Source organism: Rheinheimera texasensis DSM 17496, assembly GCF_000711985.1.
GTDB lineage: Bacteria > Pseudomonadota > Gammaproteobacteria > Enterobacterales > Alteromonadaceae > Pararheinheimera > Pararheinheimera texasensis.
In genome coordinates, this window is sequence record NZ_KL544006.1 from 338,676 (window position 1) to 360,082 (window position 21,407).

At 49.3% G+C, this 21,407-nt stretch carries 19 protein-coding genes; all 19 read right to left on the reverse strand.

The features are described 5' to 3' along the window. Positions 1-130 precede the first annotated feature (130 nt). Genes Q399_RS0118670 through Q399_RS0118760 form a run of 19 tightly spaced genes read right to left on the reverse strand, consistent with a single transcriptional unit; the run spans position 131 to position 21,401 of the window. Positions 131-979 carry a glycosyltransferase gene (locus tag Q399_RS0118670; protein ID WP_084164519.1) on the reverse strand — a complete coding sequence of 283 codons (849 nt, stop codon included), beginning with the start codon at positions 977-979 and terminating at the stop codon, positions 131-133. Continuing rightward, positions 972-1,967: a glycosyltransferase family 2 protein gene (locus tag Q399_RS21770; RefSeq protein ID WP_084164520.1), complete on the reverse strand. Its 996-nt coding sequence runs from the start codon at positions 1,965-1,967 to the stop codon at positions 972-974. The genes Q399_RS0118670 and Q399_RS21770 overlap by 8 nt, the downstream gene beginning before the upstream one ends. Next, positions 1,943-2,941 (reverse strand): MraY family glycosyltransferase, encoded by a 999-nt coding sequence (locus Q399_RS0118680; protein ID WP_031571230.1) that lies wholly within the window; start codon positions 2,939-2,941, stop codon positions 1,943-1,945. The genes Q399_RS21770 and Q399_RS0118680 overlap by 25 nt, the downstream gene beginning before the upstream one ends. Further along, positions 2,938-3,894, reverse strand: a complete 957-nt coding sequence (locus tag Q399_RS0118685; RefSeq protein WP_031571232.1) for an NAD-dependent epimerase/dehydratase family protein — start codon at positions 3,892-3,894, stop codon at positions 2,938-2,940. Before Q399_RS0118685 ends, Q399_RS0118680 begins: the two co-directional genes overlap by 4 nt. Further along, positions 3,891-4,985 carry a glycosyltransferase family 4 protein gene (locus Q399_RS0118690; RefSeq protein WP_031571234.1) on the reverse strand — a complete coding sequence of 365 codons (1,095 nt, stop codon included), beginning with the start codon at positions 4,983-4,985 and terminating at the stop codon, positions 3,891-3,893. Before Q399_RS0118690 ends, Q399_RS0118685 begins: the two co-directional genes overlap by 4 nt. An 11-nt stretch (positions 4,986-4,996) precedes the next feature. Continuing rightward, the gene (locus Q399_RS0118695) at positions 4,997-6,178 is read right to left on the reverse strand and encodes a DegT/DnrJ/EryC1/StrS family aminotransferase (protein ID WP_031571235.1); all 1,182 of its coding nucleotides are present in this window, start codon (positions 6,176-6,178) and stop codon (positions 4,997-4,999) included. A 12-nt stretch (positions 6,179-6,190) separates the two neighbouring features. Then, a complete protein-coding gene (locus tag Q399_RS0118700) occupies positions 6,191-7,429 on the reverse strand; it encodes an acyl-CoA reductase (RefSeq protein WP_031571238.1) in 1,239 nt (412 codons plus the stop codon). Further along, the gene (locus Q399_RS0118705) at positions 7,426-8,505 is read right to left on the reverse strand and encodes a LuxE/PaaK family acyltransferase (protein ID WP_051686173.1); all 1,080 of its coding nucleotides are present in this window, start codon (positions 8,503-8,505) and stop codon (positions 7,426-7,428) included. Before Q399_RS0118705 ends, Q399_RS0118700 begins: the two co-directional genes overlap by 4 nt. Then, positions 8,498-9,874, reverse strand: a complete 1,377-nt coding sequence (locus tag Q399_RS0118710; RefSeq protein WP_037046655.1) for an AMP-binding protein — start codon at positions 9,872-9,874, stop codon at positions 8,498-8,500. Before Q399_RS0118710 ends, Q399_RS0118705 begins: the two co-directional genes overlap by 8 nt. 17 nt (positions 9,875-9,891) lie before the next feature. Next, positions 9,892-10,650 (reverse strand): SDR family NAD(P)-dependent oxidoreductase, encoded by a 759-nt coding sequence (locus Q399_RS0118715; protein WP_211253403.1) that lies wholly within the window; start codon positions 10,648-10,650, stop codon positions 9,892-9,894. Beyond that, positions 10,634-10,870 carry an acyl carrier protein gene (locus tag Q399_RS0118720; RefSeq protein ID WP_031571248.1) on the reverse strand — a complete coding sequence of 79 codons (237 nt, stop codon included), beginning with the start codon at positions 10,868-10,870 and terminating at the stop codon, positions 10,634-10,636. The genes Q399_RS0118715 and Q399_RS0118720 overlap by 17 nt, the downstream gene beginning before the upstream one ends. 3 nt (positions 10,871-10,873) lie before the next feature. Beyond that, complete coding sequence (locus Q399_RS0118725; RefSeq protein ID WP_031571251.1) at positions 10,874-11,515, reverse strand: acetyltransferase; 642 nt, start codon at positions 11,513-11,515, stop codon at positions 10,874-10,876. Next, a complete protein-coding gene (locus Q399_RS0118730) occupies positions 11,512-12,105 on the reverse strand; it encodes a sugar transferase (RefSeq protein WP_031571253.1) in 594 nt (197 codons plus the stop codon). The genes Q399_RS0118725 and Q399_RS0118730 overlap by 4 nt, the downstream gene beginning before the upstream one ends. After that, on the reverse strand, positions 12,102-13,319 hold the full coding sequence (locus Q399_RS0118735; RefSeq protein WP_031571254.1) for a glycosyltransferase family 4 protein: 1,218 nt from the start codon (positions 13,317-13,319) through the stop codon (positions 12,102-12,104). The genes Q399_RS0118730 and Q399_RS0118735 overlap by 4 nt, the downstream gene beginning before the upstream one ends. Positions 13,320-13,321: 2 nt before the next feature. Next, positions 13,322-15,142, reverse strand: a complete 1,821-nt coding sequence (locus Q399_RS0118740; protein WP_031571257.1) for a heparinase II/III family protein — start codon at positions 15,140-15,142, stop codon at positions 13,322-13,324. Continuing rightward, complete coding sequence (locus Q399_RS0118745) at positions 15,142-17,274, reverse strand: bi-domain-containing oxidoreductase (RefSeq protein ID WP_031571259.1); 2,133 nt, start codon at positions 17,272-17,274, stop codon at positions 15,142-15,144. The genes Q399_RS0118740 and Q399_RS0118745 overlap by 1 nt, the downstream gene beginning before the upstream one ends. Before the next feature lie 7 nt (positions 17,275-17,281). Continuing rightward, on the reverse strand, positions 17,282-19,153 hold the full coding sequence (asnB, locus tag Q399_RS0118750; RefSeq protein ID WP_031571261.1) for an asparagine synthase (glutamine-hydrolyzing): 1,872 nt from the start codon (positions 19,151-19,153) through the stop codon (positions 17,282-17,284). Between the two features lie 14 nt (positions 19,154-19,167). Further along, entirely contained in the window at positions 19,168-20,004 is an 837-nt protein-coding gene (locus Q399_RS0118755; RefSeq protein WP_157836351.1) for a glycosyltransferase family 2 protein, read from the reverse strand. A gap of 47 nt (positions 20,005-20,051) precedes the next feature. Then, positions 20,052-21,401, reverse strand: a complete 1,350-nt coding sequence (locus tag Q399_RS0118760) for an O-antigen polymerase (RefSeq protein WP_157836352.1) — start codon at positions 21,399-21,401, stop codon at positions 20,052-20,054. Positions 21,402-21,407 lie beyond the last annotated feature (6 nt).

Below are 21,407 nucleotides of genomic sequence, written 5' to 3' on the forward strand. Positions count from 1 at the left end.
TGGCCCCAGGTGCTGCACACCGTCGCCGCATTCTACAAGCTTGCCACTTTTTGGCAACCGAATCCATGTCAGGAACTGTGTCTGGCTCGGAACCGGAGGCCAAAAGGAATATCGTTTTCAGCGCAAATTGTTAAACCTGCCGGCCAGCTAAGCGCAATAATGTCGTCTTGACTGCGAGAGGCCACAAAGTCAGAGGGCATTCCAGCAGGATTTGCCCAAAACTAACTGGCCCGGCATACAATTTCGCATAAAACAATTGTGCTTTGCGCTGCGTTGGCGTCAGCAATGACTGATGTTTCTGTACAAACATCATTTGACCTTGCTGTCGCTTCACACTGGTTGAGATCCGTGGTGTTTCGTGGTCCAAATGCACTAAATAGTTCTGAAGCGGCAAACGATAGCCCTGCAGCCCCTGAATACAAAGCCTGACCCACATGTCATAGTCCTGACAGGCTGGCATTGCGGGGTCAAAACCACCCGCAGCCCGCAGCAATTCAGTTCTGATGAAAATTTGATTACCAACGACATTTTTCATCAGCAGCACAGGCAAGTCAAAAATCAGCGCACCTTTCAGACCGCTCAGGATTTGGCCAGTCCGTAATTGGTAGCGGTAGCCGGAACAGAAAAAACCAGCCGACTGATGCTCTTTAGCCGCAGCTACAAAAGCACTGATACGACCTGGTAAAAATTCATCGTCATCGTCAAGTCCAGTGATAAATTCGCCCTGAGCTTTGGTGATGGCCAGATTTCGAGCAACCGGTGCACCAAGGCTTTGCTCATGGCGAAACCAACGAACCCGCGGGTCGTTTTTGCAACAAGCTTGTACTTTTTCAGCGGTGATATTCTCTGACCCATCATCCACCACCAACACTTCCAGCGACGGATAATCCTGTTGCAACACTGACTTTAAGGCTCTCTCAAACAAATCTGCTCTGTTGCAAGTAGGCAGGTATACAGAGACTAACGGGAATTCAGGCATCGGGTCTTCCCATAGTTGCAGAAGTTAAGCGGTCGCGTAATAGTTTCAATGAAGCAAACACTGTTGCCGGAAAATAGCTGGCAAGCAGCAACGCAGAAGCAGTAAGTGGATAGCGGCGCCACAACAATTTCACATAACCTCTGGTCACAGCTTTTCTGCCAAATCTCAATGCACCCAATGCTGCGATGGAAGTGTTGTACCAGACAAATCTGTCGACTAACTGGATCTGTCTGTGTGTTAGTCCATTTGTCCAGCGTCGGTCTCGTAAAAACACCACACTGTGCCAGGCGAGACTCTGGTTGACTACATGAATGGTCCTGTTTTCAGCGTCCTGGAAGACTGTAGCGGCGGGTTTACTGCAATGCATCACTGCGCCTTTCAAGGCTAGTTGCATCCACAGATAAATATCCTCGCCAATTTTTACCCCTGCAGGAAATCCGCCGACTTGCCAAAACATATGTTTGCCAATCACGGTGCCGGACGTATGAATGAAAAATCTGTTGTGCCGGTAAGCGCTGAAAAAATCCGGAACTTCCCCCGCGAAATCTTCAGCAAATGTGCTTTTCGCTAACATAGTTTCACCGTGCTGTCCGACCAACTGATAGCGGCAGCAATACAAAGCCGCTCCAGGTTTAAGCGTTATTAGCTGGATTATCTGCTGTAAAAAATCAGGTTCGAGCCGATCATCGGCATCGAGGAAACACAGATAGTCCCCGCTGGCCTCTGACGCTCCGCGGTTCCGGGCAATTGCAACCCCTTGATTGCTTTGCTGGATACGTTTTATCCGATGATCATCAAACTGTGCACAACTTGACCAGCTGTTATCGGTAGAACCATCGTCAACCAGGATCAATTCAAAATTGTCATGACTTTGGCGCAACACAGAGTCAATGGCACGGCTGACAGAAAGTTCTTTGTTGTATACCGGAATAATGATTGAAAAAAAAACGTATGGGGCATTGCTCATCTGGAGTTCGCTTCGTTGCATGGTATTAACTGACCGGCACGTAGCCAAACACACACCACAATCATCGGCCCCCAGGCGAAAATGAGAGCGATATGCTTATCAAGAAGGCCCATTTCGACAGCAAGCAACATTGGCGCCAGCCAGCATAAATTATACCCGGCGACTAAAAAACTAACTTTCTTGTGACTTTGCCACCTGCGACTCAGCTTCTGATATGCATGAAGGTTGTGTGCAGTCCATATTTTTTGACCGGTCATGAGACGTACGAGTAGCGTCCAGCTGGTATCAACAATAAATACCGCCATTAAAATAAGCCAGTACCAAAAAAATTCAGCTGACAGTTGCGAACTTTTAATGACAAAGATAACAAAAATTGTGCCTAAAGCCGCGCTGCCGGAATCTCCCATAAATATGCGGCAAACCGGGAAGTTCCAATATAAAAAACCTGAAACACAGGCAGCAAGGCCAACTAAAAGCCATGCAAGCTGTATTTGACCATGCCAAAACAACACGATAGCCATAACCAAGCTCACACTGATCGCCTGTATTGAAGCAATGCCATCAATGCCGTCCATAAAATTATAGAGATTTATCAGCCACACTGCGGCCAGAATGGAACCTGCAACGAAGAAGCCCGCCCCAGTCTCTGCTGTGCTGGCTGGTAAAATTAGCAGCGTAGCAGTCACCAGCTGCACGAAAAGTCGACTAAGTGCTGAAACCCCACGCAAATCGTCGATGAACCCGACGAGCATGATGATGAGTATCGAAAAGTAACCGAGTTCAGTGAACACGACGGTTTGGCTGATGTTTTGCTCAGCCCAAATGAAAATTAAAAAGATACTGACAAATACCATCCCACCGCCACGCACCGTCGGTTGGGAGTGACTGCTGCGTGCAACAGGTATGTCCTGCAGGAATCGTTGGCCGGCTAGCCTGATCCACAACCAGGTCCCGACAAAGGACGTGAACAACGCCAGCAGACAAAGCAACATCATGTGCGACGGGATCCTTGATAGTCTGAACCAACTTTGCGAATGATTTCTTCCACAGTCTGTGGAGGCCGCCAATTGATCAAGTCAAACAACTGAGTACTGTTTGCTTCTAATGTCAGACATAATTTTTTGTACATTTTTTTCTGTCCCACGCAACTGAGGAACAGCTTCAGCATCCAGGCAGGTACATAAAACAGCCGGGATTTTTTGCCCATGCCAGCTGACAAATGACTTAACAGGCTGGCTAAGGTCACCGCATCTTGTTCAGCGGCAATCAGGGTGTAATCGCCTTGCAAAGGGGATTGAATCAGCCTGTGCATAATTTGCTTTAAAGTCTCAATACCTAAAAACGACTTGCGATTATGCAGTCCGGCAAATGGCAGCGGAATACCAAGCGCAACCAGACGTAACAGTTTGCCAAAATTGCCCGGCGCATTAGCGCCATAAACCAGAGGCAGGCGCAGAATCGTGCAGCTGAAACGGCGGTTCGGCACACTCAATAATGCCAGTTCTGCCGCAAGTTTAGACTCAGCATAAGGATGATCAGGATGTAGCGCGCTGTCAGGGGCCACTATCTCCTTACGACTGCTGCCATAGACCCCGATAGAACTGATAAAAATGAAATTGCCAATTCGTCTTTGGGCACCTGCCTGTGCGATGGCGCGGGTTGTCGCGACATTGGCTTCAAAAAAGCCTTCCACTTGTGTTTCAGCCGGCAAATCACGATGGGCCAGTCCAGCCAGATGGATCACAATATCGTCCGGCTGTAACAGCTGGAGCCAGGCCGCCTCATCACGAAAATCCGCAATGACCTGCATATCGACTGAATCAGGTAAAGGCCAGCTTAATGGCCGGCGAACAACGACCAGCAAAGAGACGTCAACCTGCGCGGCCAGAAATTCAACCAGATGCCGGCCAATAAAACCACTGGCTCCGGTCAAGACAACTCTGTTCATGCGGCCTCCAGCAGTTGAAGGTACAGATTAAATAACTGGTCGCCATTTTGCTGCAAAGTAAAATCCTGCAGATAACGTTCCCGGGCTTTTGTCCCCATCCGGCGGCGAATCGACGAATCGTTGATTAGCGCCGCGAGACGTTGACTCAGGCTGGCCGTCGACTGCGGCTCCACCAGATAGCCATTGACACCCTCTTCGACCAGCTCCGCCATGCCACCCACATTGGTCGCTACCACCGGCAGACCGGAACGCATCGCTTCGATTACACTGACCGGCAAACTTTCACTTTTGCTACTTAAAACGAAGACGTCAGACTGCGCCAGCAACTCGGGCACGTCAGCACGCTCACCAAGAAATTCAACCTGCGTCAGCCCCAGCGCTGAAGCTAATTGCCGGCACGGTTCTAACATCGGGCCACTGCCAACCAGCTTTAAATGCCAATGCCCGGCAGGTAGTTGCGCCAGCGCATTTAATAAAGTTGCCTGATCTTTCGGCTGTTCAAATCGGGCCACAGAAATCAGCCGGCAGATTGCCGAGTCAGCTCTTAGACCTGTAGCAGGCAAGTCGGCGATACCGTTGTGAACTAAATGCACTTGTGTTGGGCTGGCGCCGAGGATGTCCACAGCGATCCGGATATCGCGCTGACACACCAACACCAACAAGTCGGTCAGCGGTAGCAGCGCCCGTTCAAACCGCTGAAACCAACGCGCCATGGCCCCCTGGTACATACTAAACGACCACCCGTGCACTGAATACACCACCGGGAGCTGGTGGAACCTGGCAACAATGCGCCCGAGGATCCCGGCTTTCGCTGAATGCAGGTGCACTAAGTCAGGCTTTATCTGACGCAAAAGCCGGCTCAGCCGGAACAAACAACGCAGATCGTGCCAAGGGGATATTTGGCGCAACAGCATAGGCTCCACAATAGTAGTCAGGCCGCGTTGCTGCGCCAGCTGCGCCACAATGTCACCCGGCCCTAATAAAATCGTGACATCACAACCGCGGCGTTGCATGTCTTCGGCCAGTTCCAGTACATGCATACTGGCACCGCCTATCACATCACCCCGGGTGACCACGTAAAGAATTTTCATCCGCGACTGACTCAGCGCTTAACCGAAGCTTCAGCAAGGGTTGCGCTCAACACGTCACAAGACTTCTGCATCTCCTGCGCAGTTAAAGTCGGATGAACCAGAAACATCAGGCTGGTGTCGCCTAATAAGCGGGCATTTTTTAACCGGGCTACCGGGCGCCAGGGCGTATTGTCAAAGGCTTTTTCCAGATAGACTTCTGAACAACTGCCATGATAACAAGGCACACCCGCTTCATTGATCACTCTGATCAAACGCTCACGATCCCACCCAGGAGCAAAAAACTCTGGTTGTACAAAGAAATAGTGCTTATAACCTGCGTGCTGAACATCTGCAGGAACCTGTTGTTGCCGCAGCAATGGAAACTCAGCTGCTGCTGCATTTAACTGCGTCATATGACGATTACGGGTCTCGGTCCAGCCAGCCATTCTGGCAAGCTGGATGCGGCCAATCACGGCCTGGATTTCCAGCATTCGCCAATTCGTGCCGAAACTGTCATGCACCCAACGGAATCCGGCAGCATGTTGTTTGTGGTAAACCGAATCAAAGCTTTTACCGTGATCTTTGTACGACCACATAAAGGACCATAAATCCTTGTCATTCGTCGTCACCATGCCGCCTTCACCACCGGTCGTCATAATTTTATCCTGACAGAACGACCATGCACCGATGTGACCGATGGAACCAACAGACCGACCTTTATACTGAGCGCCATGAGCCTGCGCACAATCCTCGATGACATAAAAGCCGTGTTGCCGGGACAGTTCCATAATCGGGTCCATGTCTGCTGGCATACCTGCCAGGTGGACAACGATGACGGCTTTGGTCTTCGGCGTGATGACCGCGGCAATAGTTTCAGCAGACAGGTTTTGCGTGTTTAAATCGACATCGGCAAAAACAGGCGTGGCCCCAGCCGTAATGACGCAGGACACAGAAGCCAGAAAAGTCCTTGGCGTCACAATCACTTCATCACCCGGACCAATATTCAGTGCTTTAAGCGCAACATCCAATGCCAGTGTGCCGTTGGCCAGTGCCACGGCGTATTGGGTTCCGGCCCAGGCTGCAAATTCTTTTTCAAATTCGCGGCATTCCTGTCCGGTCCAGTAGTTGACTTTATTACTGAGTACTACGCGGCTGACCGCATCTGCTTCTTCCTGAGTAAAGGAAGGCCACACTGAAAAAGGTGTATTTAACATGCAATTACCGTTTTATCTGATGGTTACAAATCTGGACAGGCTGGCAAACAAATCCACGCCGTCCCAGATATAATCAAAATCTAGTCCTTGTCCAACCGGTACTAACCGGTCGAGCCCCGGAACCCCAGCCTGCAGCCACGTTTGCAGCTCACCGGCAGAGATCCCAAAATAAGTTAATGTTTGCACGCCTCGGTGCAGTACTGCATTTAAATCTGTCAATTGACTGACCGCAGTTTGCAGGAAAGTTCCCCGACCACAATGGTGCCGCGTTTCAATCAGACCGGCCAGTTCGGTGTTGAGTACGGTCAGGGTCATGTCTGACGATACGGGGCTTAACACAGACTGATAATCAATGGCATGCTCGGCCACAAAAACCAGTTTCTGCATAAAATCTGCTGCCATCAGGCCATGCGGATACTGGTTGACAGCTGCATCGACGGCAGACCAGAACTTCGTACTGGCCTGACTAACCATATGTGTATCGCCCAACCAACAGACGGCACGGGGCGACGAACAGGCTTGCTGACCAAACAAATAAGTGTCACTGACAAAAGCCCTGACTAATCTGGCAAACCCAGCATCATCCGCAGCAAGCACGGCTTGCACCGACAACAAAGCCAAAGAATATTTGTTGGCGAATTTGATATCTACTGCGGTCGGCCGCACCGGTAAACTGCTGAAATGGCTGACAGTATTGTCACCGCCCCATAACATTCTGGCGTCACACCAGGATGACAACTGGCGGCTGATAGTGTCGTCGTGTGGATAAGTGACCACCATCAGGCTGTGGCTGACCGGATTATCCGGCAATTCTGTCAGCACCTGATTCAGCACTTGCAGAATTAACATCTGCTGCGCCGACGATTTGGACGACAAACGCACCAGATTTTTATTCCCCATCAGCAGAGAAATCACCAGTGAGTAAATAAAAATAGTGTCCACATTAGAGGGAGCGACATGAAAAACCAGGCCACGGGGTAACCGCACTGCGTGGTTGGTCACCGCTGTTGGCACTGCCGCTTGCTCTGCCAGCCGGCTGATATTCGCTTTGCGTAACCAATATCCCAAAGCGATCATTTCCGGATGTGCTTTAAAAGCCGGGTCCCGTAATAATTGCCGCGACAGGGTTTCAACAAACTCAAGTGCAGCCGGAGAAAATGGTGTCAGTAAGTCGCTGCGCTCCTGACAGAAAAATTCAACAGATTGCGCGGATTGCTGTGGTGCCAACAGACGGATTGCGGAAAGCGTCATGGTTTCACCTCAGCTGCATGCGTATCAGAACAGCCCCGGACTTCCGCTTTTGGTAACCGGCCATGTACATGAAAATATTTGCCATTGAGGCCACAAGGGCAATTGTCTTCGCCAAACACTGTACCTAAATCCTCTGTCAGCAGACGATGCCCCGGATAACTGGATGGCAACACGCTGCTGACGGCAATCAATCCTTGCTGACCATCTGGCAGCTTCTGCATGGTCCGGGCATCGACAATATCAATGTCTGCATAGTCCGGAGCATGCAGATAGCCATGCGAACATTCGACAAAGATCGAACCGACCTGCTCCACCATGCCATAAAAATTATGGACGCGTTGAATGCCGCAAGTCGCAAACGCGACTTGCTTAAACACTGAATTATCCACGGCGATATCAATTAACTTTTTCCAGCCACCGCTATGCACAAGCACAGAACCGGCTAAATCCAGCTGTTGGCCGCTTTGCTGTAAAACCTGGAAAAAATACTGCCAGACCATAAAGGTAAAACCAAAAATAAATACGGGTTTCCCCTGATGTTTTGCAATAAACGCCTGCACCCGCTCCAGATTGATCTGCATATCATCATCCAGTGCATAGGTGTGATCACGGCCAAAAGTCGATAAACCCAGAATGCCAGCGCCACGCGCAGAGAAAGACAGGCGATCTTTGACTACAGACGGATGATCAATGATCAGCATTGGCAAACGCTGTACACCAAGGTAATGCTGCATGATCTTCACCAACACTTTACTCTGGTGCGCAGCAGTCTCCCGGTCCAGCGCAATACGCGAGACCTGCTGTGAGGTGGTTCCTGAAGACGTCAGAACTTTAAACACGTCTTGTTGCGCCACACTCTTGAGCTCATATTCTTTAAACAGCCGTACCGGTAAAAAGACTTGCTGGTCAAACCAACCGGCAGCAGTCTGTGAGCTGGCAATGCGTCGATACAACTCACAATGCTGCTGATGGTGTGCATCCAACGCCGCCAAATGGCTGTGCAGAACCTGTTGCTTTTCTGCCGCACCGAGACTGTACGGCGATGGTTGCTGATAAAAAAAGTCCAGATTATTCATATTGCGCCATCAATGCTTTGATGGCCTGGCCATCGACTTTGCCATTAGTGTTTCGTGGAATTGCTGCGATCTGATGCACTGCTATGGCGTTGGCGTTGATTTTAAACAACGCAGACAGCTCGGTCGTCAGGGCTGCCGGCTCAACCGCGGCGCCCTCACTGATAAATATCATCAGCTTATCATCCCGCCCGGTACTGGTTGCATCCAGACCGCGTCGAGCCAGTACCTCATCAACCGTATCAAGGCTAATACGCAAACCGAACATTTTAATAAAACGTTTGGCGCGCCCGGTAATATAAAAAAAACCATCCTGATCGCAATAACCGATATCCCCGGTAGCGAGCTGACCATGACATTGATCACCAAGCGCCAGTTCGGCCAGTGACTCTGCATATCCCAGCATCACGTTCGGTCCCTGATAAATCAGCTCCCCTTCAATATCTGGCTGATCGGTCAGCTGTCCGTCGGCCTGCCGGACCCACAGCTTACCGCCCGGAATAGCGCGGCCAATGGAGCCGGTTTTCTCTGCGAGAAGTTCAGGCGGCAAATATGCGATACGTGCCGTTGCTTCGGTCTGACCATACATGACGATAAACTGCTGTTGCCGGGCCTGAGCTTGCTGTTGAAAATACTGCAGGCTGTCATTGTCCAAACGCCCACCGGCTTGCGTCAGGTAACGCACTGAATCGGTTTTAAAACGTTCATAACGCATTTTTCGCAGCATTTGCCAGATATAAGGCACTCCGGATAATGATGTAACCTGATGCTGCTGCACTAATTGCCAGAATTCACGTGACAGCAAGCCATACTGTGTGAGCACTAATCTGGCGCCAGCCTGCAAATGGCTGTTGAGAATCGACAAACCGTAGGAGTAATGCAGTGGCATCGTTGTGATAGCGGTCTGTGCACTATCAAGCTGCAAATAGCTGACAATAGCTTCGGCATTGCTTTGCAGGTTTGACCGGCTCAGTCTGACCAGTTTTGGTGAACCTGTAGTACCTGAGGTTGACAACATCAGCGCCAGATCTGAATGCAGTGTCAGTGGCTCCTGATGCTGCAGCGTCACAACTTCACCGCGTAGCAACACATTTGGCCGGTAGCAAGCTAATAACGCCTGCATCAAATCGGCGTCTAATGCAGCATCTAACAGGATCAATGGATGGCCGGTTTGCAGCGCCGCCAGGTACCAGCAAACTGTCTGAAGGTCCGTATCCATATATAATGCGAGCAACGACCTGTTCGCCGGTAACCGCTTCGCACAAGCTTCGACACGCAGTGCCAGATCAGCATAACTGACGGCGCCTTCTTGCGGGTCGATGAAAGCGATTGCCGTTGGCTCGGCCCGCGCGAAATCCCAAAAAAAGCTCATGAATCAGGCCTTTGCCATTAAATTAACATACCGCCGTCCACGCCAATAATCTGACCTGTGACATAAGCGGATAAATCCGAACCTAAAAAAGCAGCCACTCCGGCAATCTCTTCCGGCGTACCAATCCGCTTCATCGCAACGGACGCCACACGGGTGTCGAAAACTGCTGGCGGGATAGATCTCGCCATATCGGTGTCGATAAAACCCGGCGCGATCGCATTCACTCGGATATGACTGGCCGCCAGCTCTTTCGCCAACGATTTAGTAATGCCGATAACTGCGGCTTTAGAACCACCATAGACAGCCTGGCCACTATTGCCGTTAGTTCCGATAATCGATGTAAGATTGATAATGCTGCCAGATTTGGCTTTTGCCATGATGCGCGCAGCATACTGGCTCATATACAGCACTGCGTAGGTATTGATAGAGAAAGTACGTTCAATCTGAGCTGGTGTCACCATACCAATTAAAGCGTCATCGAGAATACCGGCATTATTGACCAACACATCGATAGTCTTGGATTTAGTCAGAAATTCTTTATACGCCAGTTTAACTGAGTTGGGGTCGGCAACATCACAGACAAAAGCGTCGGCCCGGCCACCTGCGGATTGCAGCTCCGCCACAACGTCATTAACGCGCTGTGAGTCTCTGCCATTGACAAACACCCAGGCGCCCTGCGCCGCGAAAAAGCGCGCGATAGCCAGACCAATGCCGCGGGTTGCGCCGGTGACGATACAGACCTTATTCTGCAACAACATGTCAGAAGCTGACTTCATAGCGGGCTAAAATTTCTTTGGCTTTGGCAACTGAACTCATATCAATGATGTCGTCAGTATCCAGCATGATTTCAAACGCATCTTCCAAAGCAGCGATCAATGTCATGTGAGCAACTGAGTCCCATTGCGGGATCGTATTATATTGAAGTTCATCCGTGACCTGTTCCGCCGGGATGCCGAGTGACTCTGCAAAACATTTAATTAAAGTCGCTTGCGACATGGCTTACCTCATTAATCGGTTGTTTAATACAAGATATTCGCCCCGAACTGCAACTATCGACTTTTCAGGGGCGTCAGATTTTACATAAGAATGGCTGTCAACAATACCCTTATCACCAAGAGATTTACCGGGGAAGATGGTTGAACGGGTGCCAAGGAAACACAATTCGCCAACCCGGGCATTGCCATTGACCGCCGCATAAGGCGATAACACACTGCTAAATCCAATCGTCGACTCATGGCCGACGCTGCAATGCACATTAACCGCCACGTTGGCTGCCAGCACGGCACGGGCATTCACGATGGAAAAAGGTGCAACGATACAACCTTCGCCAAGCGCGGCACTTGGCGAGACCAGCGCACTCGGATGGACATAAGTGTAAAAATTTGCGTTTTTTTGTTTTAGCAGGTCAAAACAACGTTTTCGATGCAGCACATTACCGATAGTGATTAAAAACACATCACCGGCTTGTGGCTGATAATCTGCCACAGCGCCTAAATGCGGTAGCAGCTGTTGTGCACAATCTTTCGCGTCATCCAGCACGCCTTTGAGTTGCATAGTTGACAGCGCAATACTGTCAGTTTGCAGATAGTCATAAAGCTCGAGAAAAAAACCTCCGGCACCGACAAAAATCAGATTTTTCATTGGGCACTCCCGGTAAATTTTGTAGTAGTCGCTTCGCCTTCGGCGGCGATCCCTTCTCTAACCAGAACTTTTCGCACGGTCATCCACAAAATCCGCACATCAAGCCAGAAACTCTGATTGTCAACATACCAGACATCCAGACGGAACTTGTCTTCCCAACTGATGGCATTGCGCCCATTGACCTGCGCCCACCCGGTAATGCCTGGCCGCGCTTCATGGCGGCGGGCCTGTTCTGCGCTATACAGCGGCAGATATTCCATCAGTAAAGGCCGGGGACCAACCAGGCTCATTTCACCTTTGAGCACGTTCCACAGTTCAGGCAATTCATCCAGACTGGTCGAACGCAGAAAACGGCCAAATGCCGTTAAACGTATCTCATCGGGTAACAACTGACCATGGTCATCTCTGACGTCAGTCATAGTGCGGAACTTGTACATCCGAAAAGGCTTGCCTCCAAGACCTGGCCGGACCTGACTGAACACCACTGGCGAGCCTAACTTCAGCCGGACTAACATGGCCAAAAAAAGTATTAATGGCCAAACCAGAAGTAAACCAACAAACGCAGCCAGAAAGTCTGTAAATCTTTTCATTTTCTGACTCCAGTTACCCAGTTGACCCAAGTCCCGGCAAGTACGTCACGGTTAAACTGTCGTTCAGCCAGTAATCGGCCATTGACCCCGCGCTGCTTTAAGTCCTGACGGTGATCTGCGGCATGTTCCAGCGCATCGGCGAATTGCAGCGGGTCCTCAGGCGGAACTGCATAACCGCAGTGATGTTCCGTAATTAACTCTGCGAGCCATCCCGGATAATTATTCAGTACAGGCAATCCAGCTGCGATGTAGTCGAAAAATTTGTTGGGTGATGTTCCGTAATAAAAAGCCGGAACGTTCGCAAGAATTTGCAAACCAAGATCTGTTGAAGCCATCAGCCCTGCCAAACGCAATTTGCTGACCGGCTCATGAAAAATAACGTTATCAAGCCCGCCGACTATCGCTCTTTGCTGTAATTGTGCTTTGAGTTTGCCTTGACCAATCAAGACCAGCTTTATATCGTTGCGACCACGTTTTTTAAGCTCAGTTGCGACCGCCAAAACGGCATCCAACCCATTAGCAACACCATGCGTCCCAGCAAATACGGCCATCAAATCGGAATCCAACACACCTTCAGGCCGCCAGGGCGAGGATTTATCGGCAAACAAACCCAAGTCACAACCGTTAGGAACCGCACAAATTTTGTCACGCGCGACACCTCGCCTGGCAATGCCGTCAACAATCCCAGGTGACAAACCAATGCAACGATGGGCCGAACGGTACGACAGCCATTCAAGGGCAGATAATCCTGCTAAGACCAACGGATTTCTAATCACGCCCATCGCTTTTGGCAGTTCTGGCCATAAATCACGGACTTCAAACACAAACAATTTGCCTCTGAGCCAGCGAGCTGCAATACCGGGGATACCCGCAGTCAGCGGCGTGGTGGTCGCAAAGACAACATCATACTTTTCCCGCAATGCCAACCCGATACTTTTTAGTGCAAACCGCAAGAACACAGCACTGCGTTTCAACAGACCATCACTGTTCGAATAAGCCAAATCAAACTCGATAATGTCAATGCCGTCCACCTGACCATTCCGGCGCCCTTCGGCAAAAGCACCCGATAGTCCGGTTTCTCCACCGCCATAGCTACCACAAACCATCGTTACCTGATGCCCTTGCGCAACCAGACGTTTTGCCATTTCGTACGACCTTGTGCCTGACGAGCCTTTAGGTGTTGAGAAATGCTGGTGAAAATACAAAACCCGCATGATTAAAATTCAAACTCCGTAATAACTGTACCTGGTGTTAACAAAGTGATTTCCAACACAGGCAGCGCTGTTTTTTGTAAGTAATATCTGGATTCGAGACCTTGACTAAGCTTTATTTCTGCAACATTCGGGCTGACTCGCAAGCGGATAGAACCGTCCCGAAGCCGGCACTCATTTCCGCTTATAACCCAATCGCCTGGGCTCAGCCGCCATCTGAGTACAGCTTTTGTCTCAAAGCCACTCAGGGTATCAGCCACGGTCAAAAAATCATTTAACAGGACTTGTCTCCGGTGTGTGGCCCCCTGCCAGTCGGTATAAGACGCCTCAGCGCTGCCCCCTCCGTCAGGATAAAATTCACTGGCAACATCTCTGGACCGGAGCCAGGCACCGAACAAAAAGCGGCTTAGCTTTGGCATTTGATTTCTGTTATCAAATTCAACGGTACTGTGACTCGCCACACCGGAGAAATAATTCACTAACTCAGGTGTAGTGTTGTAAGTGTAAGACCCGCCGTCCCTGATGAGATTCCTGCCTCTGACCCAAACGTCGAGGTGCAATGCGTCACATTGACTGGGTCTGAAACGAAAAGCCGGAAACCTTAACATGGCAAAAACATCAGGCTGCCTCAGCATAATAAGACCACCGCTATCGCAGCTGGCGGAATGTGGAGGCGCTAACAACGGCAAATCAGTATCCAGTTCAAGCCATTGCAGCTGAGCACAGGCTCCGGGATTATCCGCCAGCACCGACTTTTTCAAAAACAATGCACCAGCCATGGCCACAGAAGGCCGGAAATCACGATAATCGGTATCAGTTAAAGGCAAAAGTCTGGCACCATCATTGGCGCCCCAATTGGGCGCATCGCCACATTCACCAACAATCATCTGCTGTAGCCAAAGCGTCGCTTGTCGAAGGCGAGCATATAGTCCGGCAGAAAATAGCGGCAGCTCCAGGCGCGCACGCCACAATTCAGCCATCGAGTAAGTATCCAGCATCACCCTATGGTAAGTCACAGAGTACTGACTGAATACACCATCCTCGCCAATCAGATGTAAAGCTCGGTTTTCCAGATGTTTTAAACCCTGACGTCGCCACTGTTGTCCTTGTGGGTGGCCGCATTGTTCCAGCAGAGCTCCGCCGATAAATAATGCAGCAGCTTCGGATGTACCGTGATTATTGTCCTGTGCCAGCGCGTACAGCAGCGTTGGTGCTATACGTTGTAAATGGGCAGCTATCAATTGTTGCAAGGGCAACGAGACTGATTTTTCCTGGCGGGCCAGCAATAATGCCATGGTCAAATGCATCACCCGGATCGCCGCTTCCTGCCCGCATTTCCAATTGGGGCCGGTATAACAAGGGTTATGTTGCAACCAATCGGCTAACCAATCATTAAGCTTCTGGAGCGCAGCAACGTCACCATGCAAAGCCTGCTGCATAAAAACCAGTACCCAGTCAAAACGCGACGCTTCCCACACTGTTTTAATATCGCCGACTGACGGATCAAAGTCGGCAATCATCCACCACGGCTGTCCGGCGTCCGGGACAGTGGCACTGGTGAAACAGTTTCGGTGCCAATCGGGTACACCTGCATCTTGATGGATTAACCAACCGAAATAACATTGCTGGTCCACCCATGCCCGATTCACCGGTAATTCAGCGGGCACTCTGCGCTCCGGCATCAGAAAAAACGCACCAGGAGTGATGCTGGCTTTCAGCCGGCGAACCGGATTTAATCCAGTCTTGACGCCGGCTCTGTACCAAGCCACCTTCGCCAGATTATTCACGCCAAGTGCCAATGCCGTCTGAACTTTAATTTTCAACATCAAACTTGAGCTCTGAGCTGATGAGCAACCTGAATAGTGCAACGTGCCACTTCAAACAGTTGTTCCGCAGGGATCGGGGCTGAACTCCCAGTGCTGATACTTTGTAAAAACGCGGCGACACAGGCGGCCTGGCCTTTGTCCTGGCGCCACAAATTCAGTTTGCTAAATCCGGGCCAGCCATATCCTTTTAACTTGATAAAGTTATCAAGTTGCAGCACGCGACCGGCAGCGAACACTTCTACACGTTCTTTTGGAAAACTCGCAGAGCCATTCGCCAGATACATAATGGTGCCAAAAGAACCATCAGCAAATCCAAGAGTAATGCTGGCTTTATCTTCAGTCACAGGGTGATGCGAGTTAGTGCCCATCCGTCGGGCTTGCACCGATACAATTTCTGAATCAGCCAAAAAGCGCATCAAATCAATAAAATGACAGGCCTCACCGATGATTCGCCCCCCACCAACTGAATTATCCTGTGTCCAGTGGCTGGCAGGGATTGCGCCGGCATTCATCGTCATCAGAAAACTTTTAGGTTCCTGAATACCAGCCAGCAGCTTTTTCATCTGTTGTACCTGCGGAGAAAACCGGCGGTTAAAACCAACCATCAGCAGGGACTTACCTTCATTTGCCTGATAAGCTGCTTCTACTTCTGCGAGTTCAGCGAAATCAATTGCCAGAGGTTTTTCGACAAAGACATGCTTTTGCTGCGCCAGAGCCTGCACAACATAATTGGCATGACTATTGTGGCGCGTAACTATCGCCACTGTGTTCAGCTCAGGGTTCTGTAACAACGCGGTGGTATTAGTCGTCGCCTCAGCAAAGCCACTTTTACTACCATGTATCACACCGTTAATGCCGCCTGAAGTTGCAATGCTGTGCAACTGAGCGCCATTCGCTTTAAATGCCGGGATTAACACCCTGGATGCGTAATTGCCGGCGCCAATAAAACCAACAACAGGTTTGGTCTTATCAAAACTCATCTCAGCTGTCAGGCGTACAGTTTCCGTATGCCGGCTGGCCGGTTGCGACGAATAGTTAAGCAAAATACCTAATGCGGTTTTGTCGTTACTTAACACCTCATAAGCCGATAATGCGTCTTCGAACTCAAATTGATGAGTGATTAACGGTTGGACCTGTAAACGGCCCGTCGACATTAAATCCAGAATGGCTTCAAAGTTGCGCTGCTCTGTCCAGCGGACAAACCCTTTGGGATAATCAATCCCCTGCTCTTCGTAAACCGGATCATAGCGACCCGGGCCGTAAGAACAGGACACCTGGAAACTCAGTTCTTTTTCATAGAAATCGGCCCGGTTCAATTCGAGTCCGACCACACCAACCAGCACAATACGCCCGCGCTTGCGGCTCATGCGTGCTGCATTAGTCACCGGATCGGTTGATTTTGTCGATGCTGTAATAATCACGGCATCAACCCCATCCCCCCTGCTAAATGCAATCCCGGCCGCCACCGGGTCTGTCCCCGTCGCCGGATTACAGATCTGCGCGCCAAAACTGCGCGCCAGCTCTAATTTACTTTGGTCAAAATCTATAGCAAGTACACGGCAGCCTTGAGCCAACAGCATCTGAATAGTTAACAGACCGATTAAACCAGCTCCGATAACTACAACAGACTCACCTAATGTAGGCTGCACCAGCCGGATCCCCTGCAAACCAATACTGGCCACGACGGTAAACACCGCTTCGTGATCGGATACATTATCCGGGATCCGCGCACACAGATTTGTGCCAACTCTGACAACATCTGCATGTGGTCCATTAGACACCACGCGATCGCCGGCTTTAAAAGTGCTAACCGTGGCGCCAACCTCATGCACAACGCCGACATTACAGTACCCAAGCGGCAATGGCTGACCTAGTTTCGATTTGACAGCGTCCACAGTCGTCAATAAACCGTCTGTTTTAACCTTTTCCAGTACCATCTTTACGCGTTCTGGCTGTTGTAACGCCTTATCGATTAACGATGCTTTACCAAAGTCAACCAGACTACGCTCTGTGCCCGCTGAAATCAGCGAAACAGTGCTGTTAATGAGGACAGTATTTTTGCTTACGGCAGGAGCCGGCGCTTCAGTCACAGTTGTGCCGCCTTTCGCCATATCCTGTAAAATTTGTTTCATTCTTCTATTACTCGTTATTTGAATCTAAAAACTGGCGGCACCATAGTTCAAAACACACCAGAGCAAATATTGGATAGGAATAATCTTCCCCCTTTAAATCTGCAGCAACCAGACGATTCACTGCAGCGGCATCGAATATCCCACGTTTATTGATAGATTCCTGACTAAGCACATCAGCAACTAAAGGCGCCAGGTCTGTTTTCAGCCATTGCCTTAACGGCGCACCAAAGCCAGATTTTGGACGGTAAATCACATCGTGGGGTAAAAGTTGTTCTGCCGCTTTCTTCAAAATCCATTTTCCTGTGCGCCCCTGTTGCTTCAAGTCTGCCGGGATCCGACTGGCGGTATTAATCACACGATGGTCAAGGAAAGGTACCCGAACTTCTACACCTGTAGCCATACTCATTTTATCGGTGTAGTTGAAGTTGTGGTCGACCAGGAAATAACGGCGCTCTAACATCAGCATTTTTTCAACTGCCGGAATTGCCGGGTCTGCCGGGATCTTTTCCAGCATAAAATCAAAGGGGCGTTCGGACAACTTGATTTCGGGGCGAAACAAACTGCGCGCCAGAGTGGGATCCAGCCAGAAAAAATATGATAACAGACGCTCAGCACCATCTAAATCGGCATACTTAAACGCTTTGCTGATTCTGCGTGTCACATTCGAACTGTCCGGCAGCAGGCCCGTCGTCTGCTTTAATAGCTTCCGAACAGGCAACGGCAACCAAGACCAGTAATTCTCTACCGACTGTGCATAATGGCGGCGATAGCCGGTGAACACATCGTCACCACCGGCGCCGGATAATAAGACTTTAATGCCCTGTTTACGGGCCATTTCGCAAATAAGTAATACGTTTATCGGCGCAGGATCAGCCTGAACCTCGTCCAGGTGATACACCATTTTCGGTAACAGACTGACAATATCTGGTGTCACCTTCAACACATGTAATGGCACACCAAGATGCTGCGCAACTTTGCGAGCGTAGGGCAAATCCGCTTCAAATCCGTCGGTATCACCAGTATCAATGGTGTAACAGTCCACAGGTTGCGCAGATTTTTCCGCCGCCATTGCGACAATCAGGCTGGAATCGAGGCCACCTGATAAAAAGGAACCGACAGGCACGTCAGCTACCAGCTGATCTGAGACTGATTGGCGCAGACTGTCGATAACGGCCCGACTATGAGATTCAACTGAACCTGGCCCCGGCTGATAAGCTGGCCAGTCCCAATATTGAGTTATTTCACTCTGTCCGTTGACATCAACAGTCATGTAACATCCGGGCTCGAGCTTTTTTACTGCCCGGATTACAGTATGTGGACCCGGACTCCACAAAAATACCAGAGTACGAAGTAAAGCATCATGATCCAGGTCGCGGGACACATCCTGGCAAGCCAGCAAAGATTTCATTTCGCTGGAAAAGAGTAATCCATCAGGCGTAAAAGTGTAATACAGCGGTTTGACACCAAAATGGTCCCGCACTAACCAAAGCCGCTCAGTTTGCTGGTCCCAAATTGCGAATGAGAAAATCCCATTGACCTTAGACAACAGCTCTGCACCGTACTCAAGATAAAGGTTCAACAGGACTTCAGCATCACCATTGGAATTAAATTGATAGCCTTTTTCTAACAACTGCTGTCGTAATAGCTGGTAATTGTAAATCTCACCATTAAAGACGATACAAAGACGTCCGGTGGTGTCCCACATGGGTTGATTACTGGCTTCAGACAAATCTACGATGCTCAGACGGGTATGACCCAAATGAAGTTTGCCCTGACTGAACCACGACAAATTATCCGGCCCCCGGTGCGCGATGTTATGAACCATCTGTTCAATCAACGCCGGCGCAAAATTTCCGAGCGCCCCAGCAATACCACACATAATTAATCCTTAATTCAGAAGTATTTACTTAATAAATATTGGTAAGATTTTACCTGTTCAGCACAGATAAACCGCCGCGATTCAGCTGAAGTCGAAGCATGTTCATTGTCATGGACGATGACCTTCGGGTAGTGTTGAATTTTCAGCTGGTGCAAAGCCGCTTCTTCAGCGACAAATAACTCCTCACCAAACAGAAAACGCGGATAATTCAAAGAAGCGCCCGCAGCTACATAAGCCTTTGTAAAAATGATAAAGGAACCATGGGGTGAATAGACATAGGGGCTCTGAGCAACAGGCTTAGGCTGCTGACAGTTTCTTTTGGCCTTTACATCATAAGCTGCTGCGTACCAACGGAATAACAGCGGCGAGCGAAACAATAGGCTGAGCAACCATAATTTGCGTCGGGCAGGACGTTCCAGTTTCTGCGGATTAATGTCACCACCGGAATATCGCGACAGAATACAAGGGGCTATAACTCCTACATCTTGTGCGAAATCCGCCTGAGCCAATTGGCTAAAAAAGCTTGTGTCCACTTCCAAATCAACATTAGAAACAATCACATAGTCATAATCAGCAAGTTGCGCTGCAACCGCAGGTACTTCAGTAAGACCGCGGTAAAACCCTGGAAAATAACCAACGTTATTATTCTTCAGATAATGAAACTGAAAAAACTCCGTCGAAGCGGCCTGATCAAAATAGTCAGCGACCTCAGTTTTGGTTGAGTTGTCACTCAACACAAAATCAACATGAACCTGGGTTTGTCCCTGCAGAGATGCCTGCACACTCTCAACAAGTTTCTTTGCATAACCATAAGAGTTGTAGCAAATACTAACCATGCATACTTTTTTCAATTGAACCTCTGAAAACAACCTGTAACGTTCTTCTTTTAGATTTGAAGCTACTTCTCCGGCGTGTCACCGCCGGCAAGCACATTTTTCGTGACATAAGTGACTTTTGTATAAAAGAACCACATTGCTATTGGATAGCAAATAATAGAAACCGAAATGGACAGCCAGGTAAAACTGCTTGCTGCATAAGACTGATAGGCAAACATAATAAAATGCGCGTACAACCCAATGTACACAAATTGTGCAGACGAAACCCGAATCAGGTAATAACAACCATAAATTCCAGCTCCACAAATAAACGCAAATATCAAGCTACCTAATAGGCTGAAATCAATAATCAAACCACGAAACATTGAATAGATGTTTGTTTGCATCACGTTAGGGATGTCAAAGAACTCACTGTAAATACCTATTGGTACGACCCTGTTGTCGCCAGCCATTTGAAAAATCGACATGAAGGTATAAAAGCCGACTTGAAAATTTGGTTGGTCGTAGCTAAACAATGCATCGTCAAAATAACGGTGACTAAACCAGTCGGAAAATGCATACAGGTGACCACTGGAATAAGAGACAAAAAAATGAGACAGGCTAGCTAATACTGCACTGGCATCTTCCGAATTACCACCAATTCTGGACATAAAAGAAATGACCAATACAGGTACAAAGATAGCGATACCAATCAACACGTAGCTGAAAAATTTGAATGAGAAAAAATCTCTTTTACCCTGGTAAATTTTAATAGAAAAAATTACCCCAAGAAAAAGAGCGATCGACAGGAAAATGATGCCTTTCGCGTTTTGCACCAGCATAACGATTAATGATGGCGTGAACGACAGCAGCAAAATCAACGCAGCAGAACGTGCTGAACGGCTGAAATACCAAAGTCCGGCGCCGATTGCCACCAAGGGGTAAGTTAAAGCCATTGCTGCTTTGGCGTAAAAACTTGGCACCAGTTCTTCGTTATAGCGCTTACCGGCATATTCGGCCGCTATTTTAACGAGCCCCTCATCGAGTATTCTGCTGAGCGTAATGCCCTGATCTTCCAGCGCCAGTACCATGAACGCGATCACCACAGCAGTAGTTGCTATAAAAAAACTGCGAACCTGTCGGTTACTGAACATAGGACGGACAAGTTCATCTGGTCTCTCGATATAAGCCACATTTTTCCAGCGAAAAAACAGTCCGGGCAAACAGAGAAAGCAACAAAATACAAAAATATACATTGTTGCAAATGGATTGACCGGGGAATTCCAGGCGGCCAACGCCGGAATAAATATGTATAAGAACCAGAAGAAACAGAAGATAGACCCCGGGTTGTTCCAACTGCCCACAATTCGCTTGACGAAGCTCCCCAGTAACAGGATCAGCAGCGCGATAAACAGCGTCAGTGTTTTTAGCATATCCTG

What these genes read in the sequence shown, in the direction of transcription:
- Q399_RS0118670 (WP_084164519.1), bottom strand. Translation starts at nt 979, where the DNA reads ATGCCTGAATTCCCGTTAGTCTCTGTATACCTGCCTACTTGCAACAGA.
- Q399_RS21770 (WP_084164520.1), bottom strand. Translation starts at nt 1,967, where the DNA reads ATGCAACGAAGCGAACTCCAGATGAGCAATGCCCCATACGTTTTTTTT.
- Q399_RS0118680 (WP_031571230.1), bottom strand. Translation starts at nt 2,941, where the DNA reads ATGATGTTGCTTTGTCTGCTGGCGTTGTTCACGTCCTTTGTCGGGACC.
- Q399_RS0118685 (WP_031571232.1), bottom strand. Translation starts at nt 3,894, where the DNA reads ATGAACAGAGTTGTCTTGACCGGAGCCAGTGGTTTTATTGGCCGGCAT.
- Q399_RS0118690 (WP_031571234.1), bottom strand. Translation starts at nt 4,985, where the DNA reads ATGAAAATTCTTTACGTGGTCACCCGGGGTGATGTGATAGGCGGTGCC.
- Q399_RS0118695 (WP_031571235.1), bottom strand. Translation starts at nt 6,178, where the DNA reads ATGTTAAATACACCTTTTTCAGTGTGGCCTTCCTTTACTCAGGAAGAA.
- Q399_RS0118700 (WP_031571238.1), bottom strand. Translation starts at nt 7,429, where the DNA reads ATGACGCTTTCCGCAATCCGTCTGTTGGCACCACAGCAATCCGCGCAA.
- Q399_RS0118705 (WP_051686173.1), bottom strand. Translation starts at nt 8,505, where the DNA reads ATGAATAATCTGGACTTTTTTTATCAGCAACCATCGCCGTACAGTCTC.
- Q399_RS0118710 (WP_037046655.1), bottom strand. Translation starts at nt 9,874, where the DNA reads ATGAGCTTTTTTTGGGATTTCGCGCGGGCCGAGCCAACGGCAATCGCT.
- Q399_RS0118715 (WP_211253403.1), bottom strand. Translation starts at nt 10,650, where the DNA reads ATGAAGTCAGCTTCTGACATGTTGTTGCAGAATAAGGTCTGTATCGTC.
- Q399_RS0118720 (WP_031571248.1), bottom strand. Translation starts at nt 10,870, where the DNA reads ATGTCGCAAGCGACTTTAATTAAATGTTTTGCAGAGTCACTCGGCATC.
- Q399_RS0118725 (WP_031571251.1), bottom strand. Translation starts at nt 11,515, where the DNA reads ATGAAAAATCTGATTTTTGTCGGTGCCGGAGGTTTTTTTCTCGAGCTT.
- Q399_RS0118730 (WP_031571253.1), bottom strand. Translation starts at nt 12,105, where the DNA reads ATGAAAAGATTTACAGACTTTCTGGCTGCGTTTGTTGGTTTACTTCTG.
- Q399_RS0118735 (WP_031571254.1), bottom strand. Translation starts at nt 13,319, where the DNA reads ATGCGGGTTTTGTATTTTCACCAGCATTTCTCAACACCTAAAGGCTCG.
- Q399_RS0118740 (WP_031571257.1), bottom strand. Translation starts at nt 15,142, where the DNA reads ATGTTGAAAATTAAAGTTCAGACGGCATTGGCACTTGGCGTGAATAAT.
- Q399_RS0118745 (WP_031571259.1), bottom strand. Translation starts at nt 17,274, where the DNA reads ATGAAACAAATTTTACAGGATATGGCGAAAGGCGGCACAACTGTGACT.
- asnB (WP_031571261.1), bottom strand. Translation starts at nt 19,153, where the DNA reads ATGTGTGGTATTGCTGGGGCGCTCGGAAATTTTGCGCCGGCGTTGATT.
- Q399_RS0118760 (WP_157836352.1), bottom strand. Translation starts at nt 21,401, where the DNA reads ATGCTAAAAACACTGACGCTGTTTATCGCGCTGCTGATCCTGTTACTG.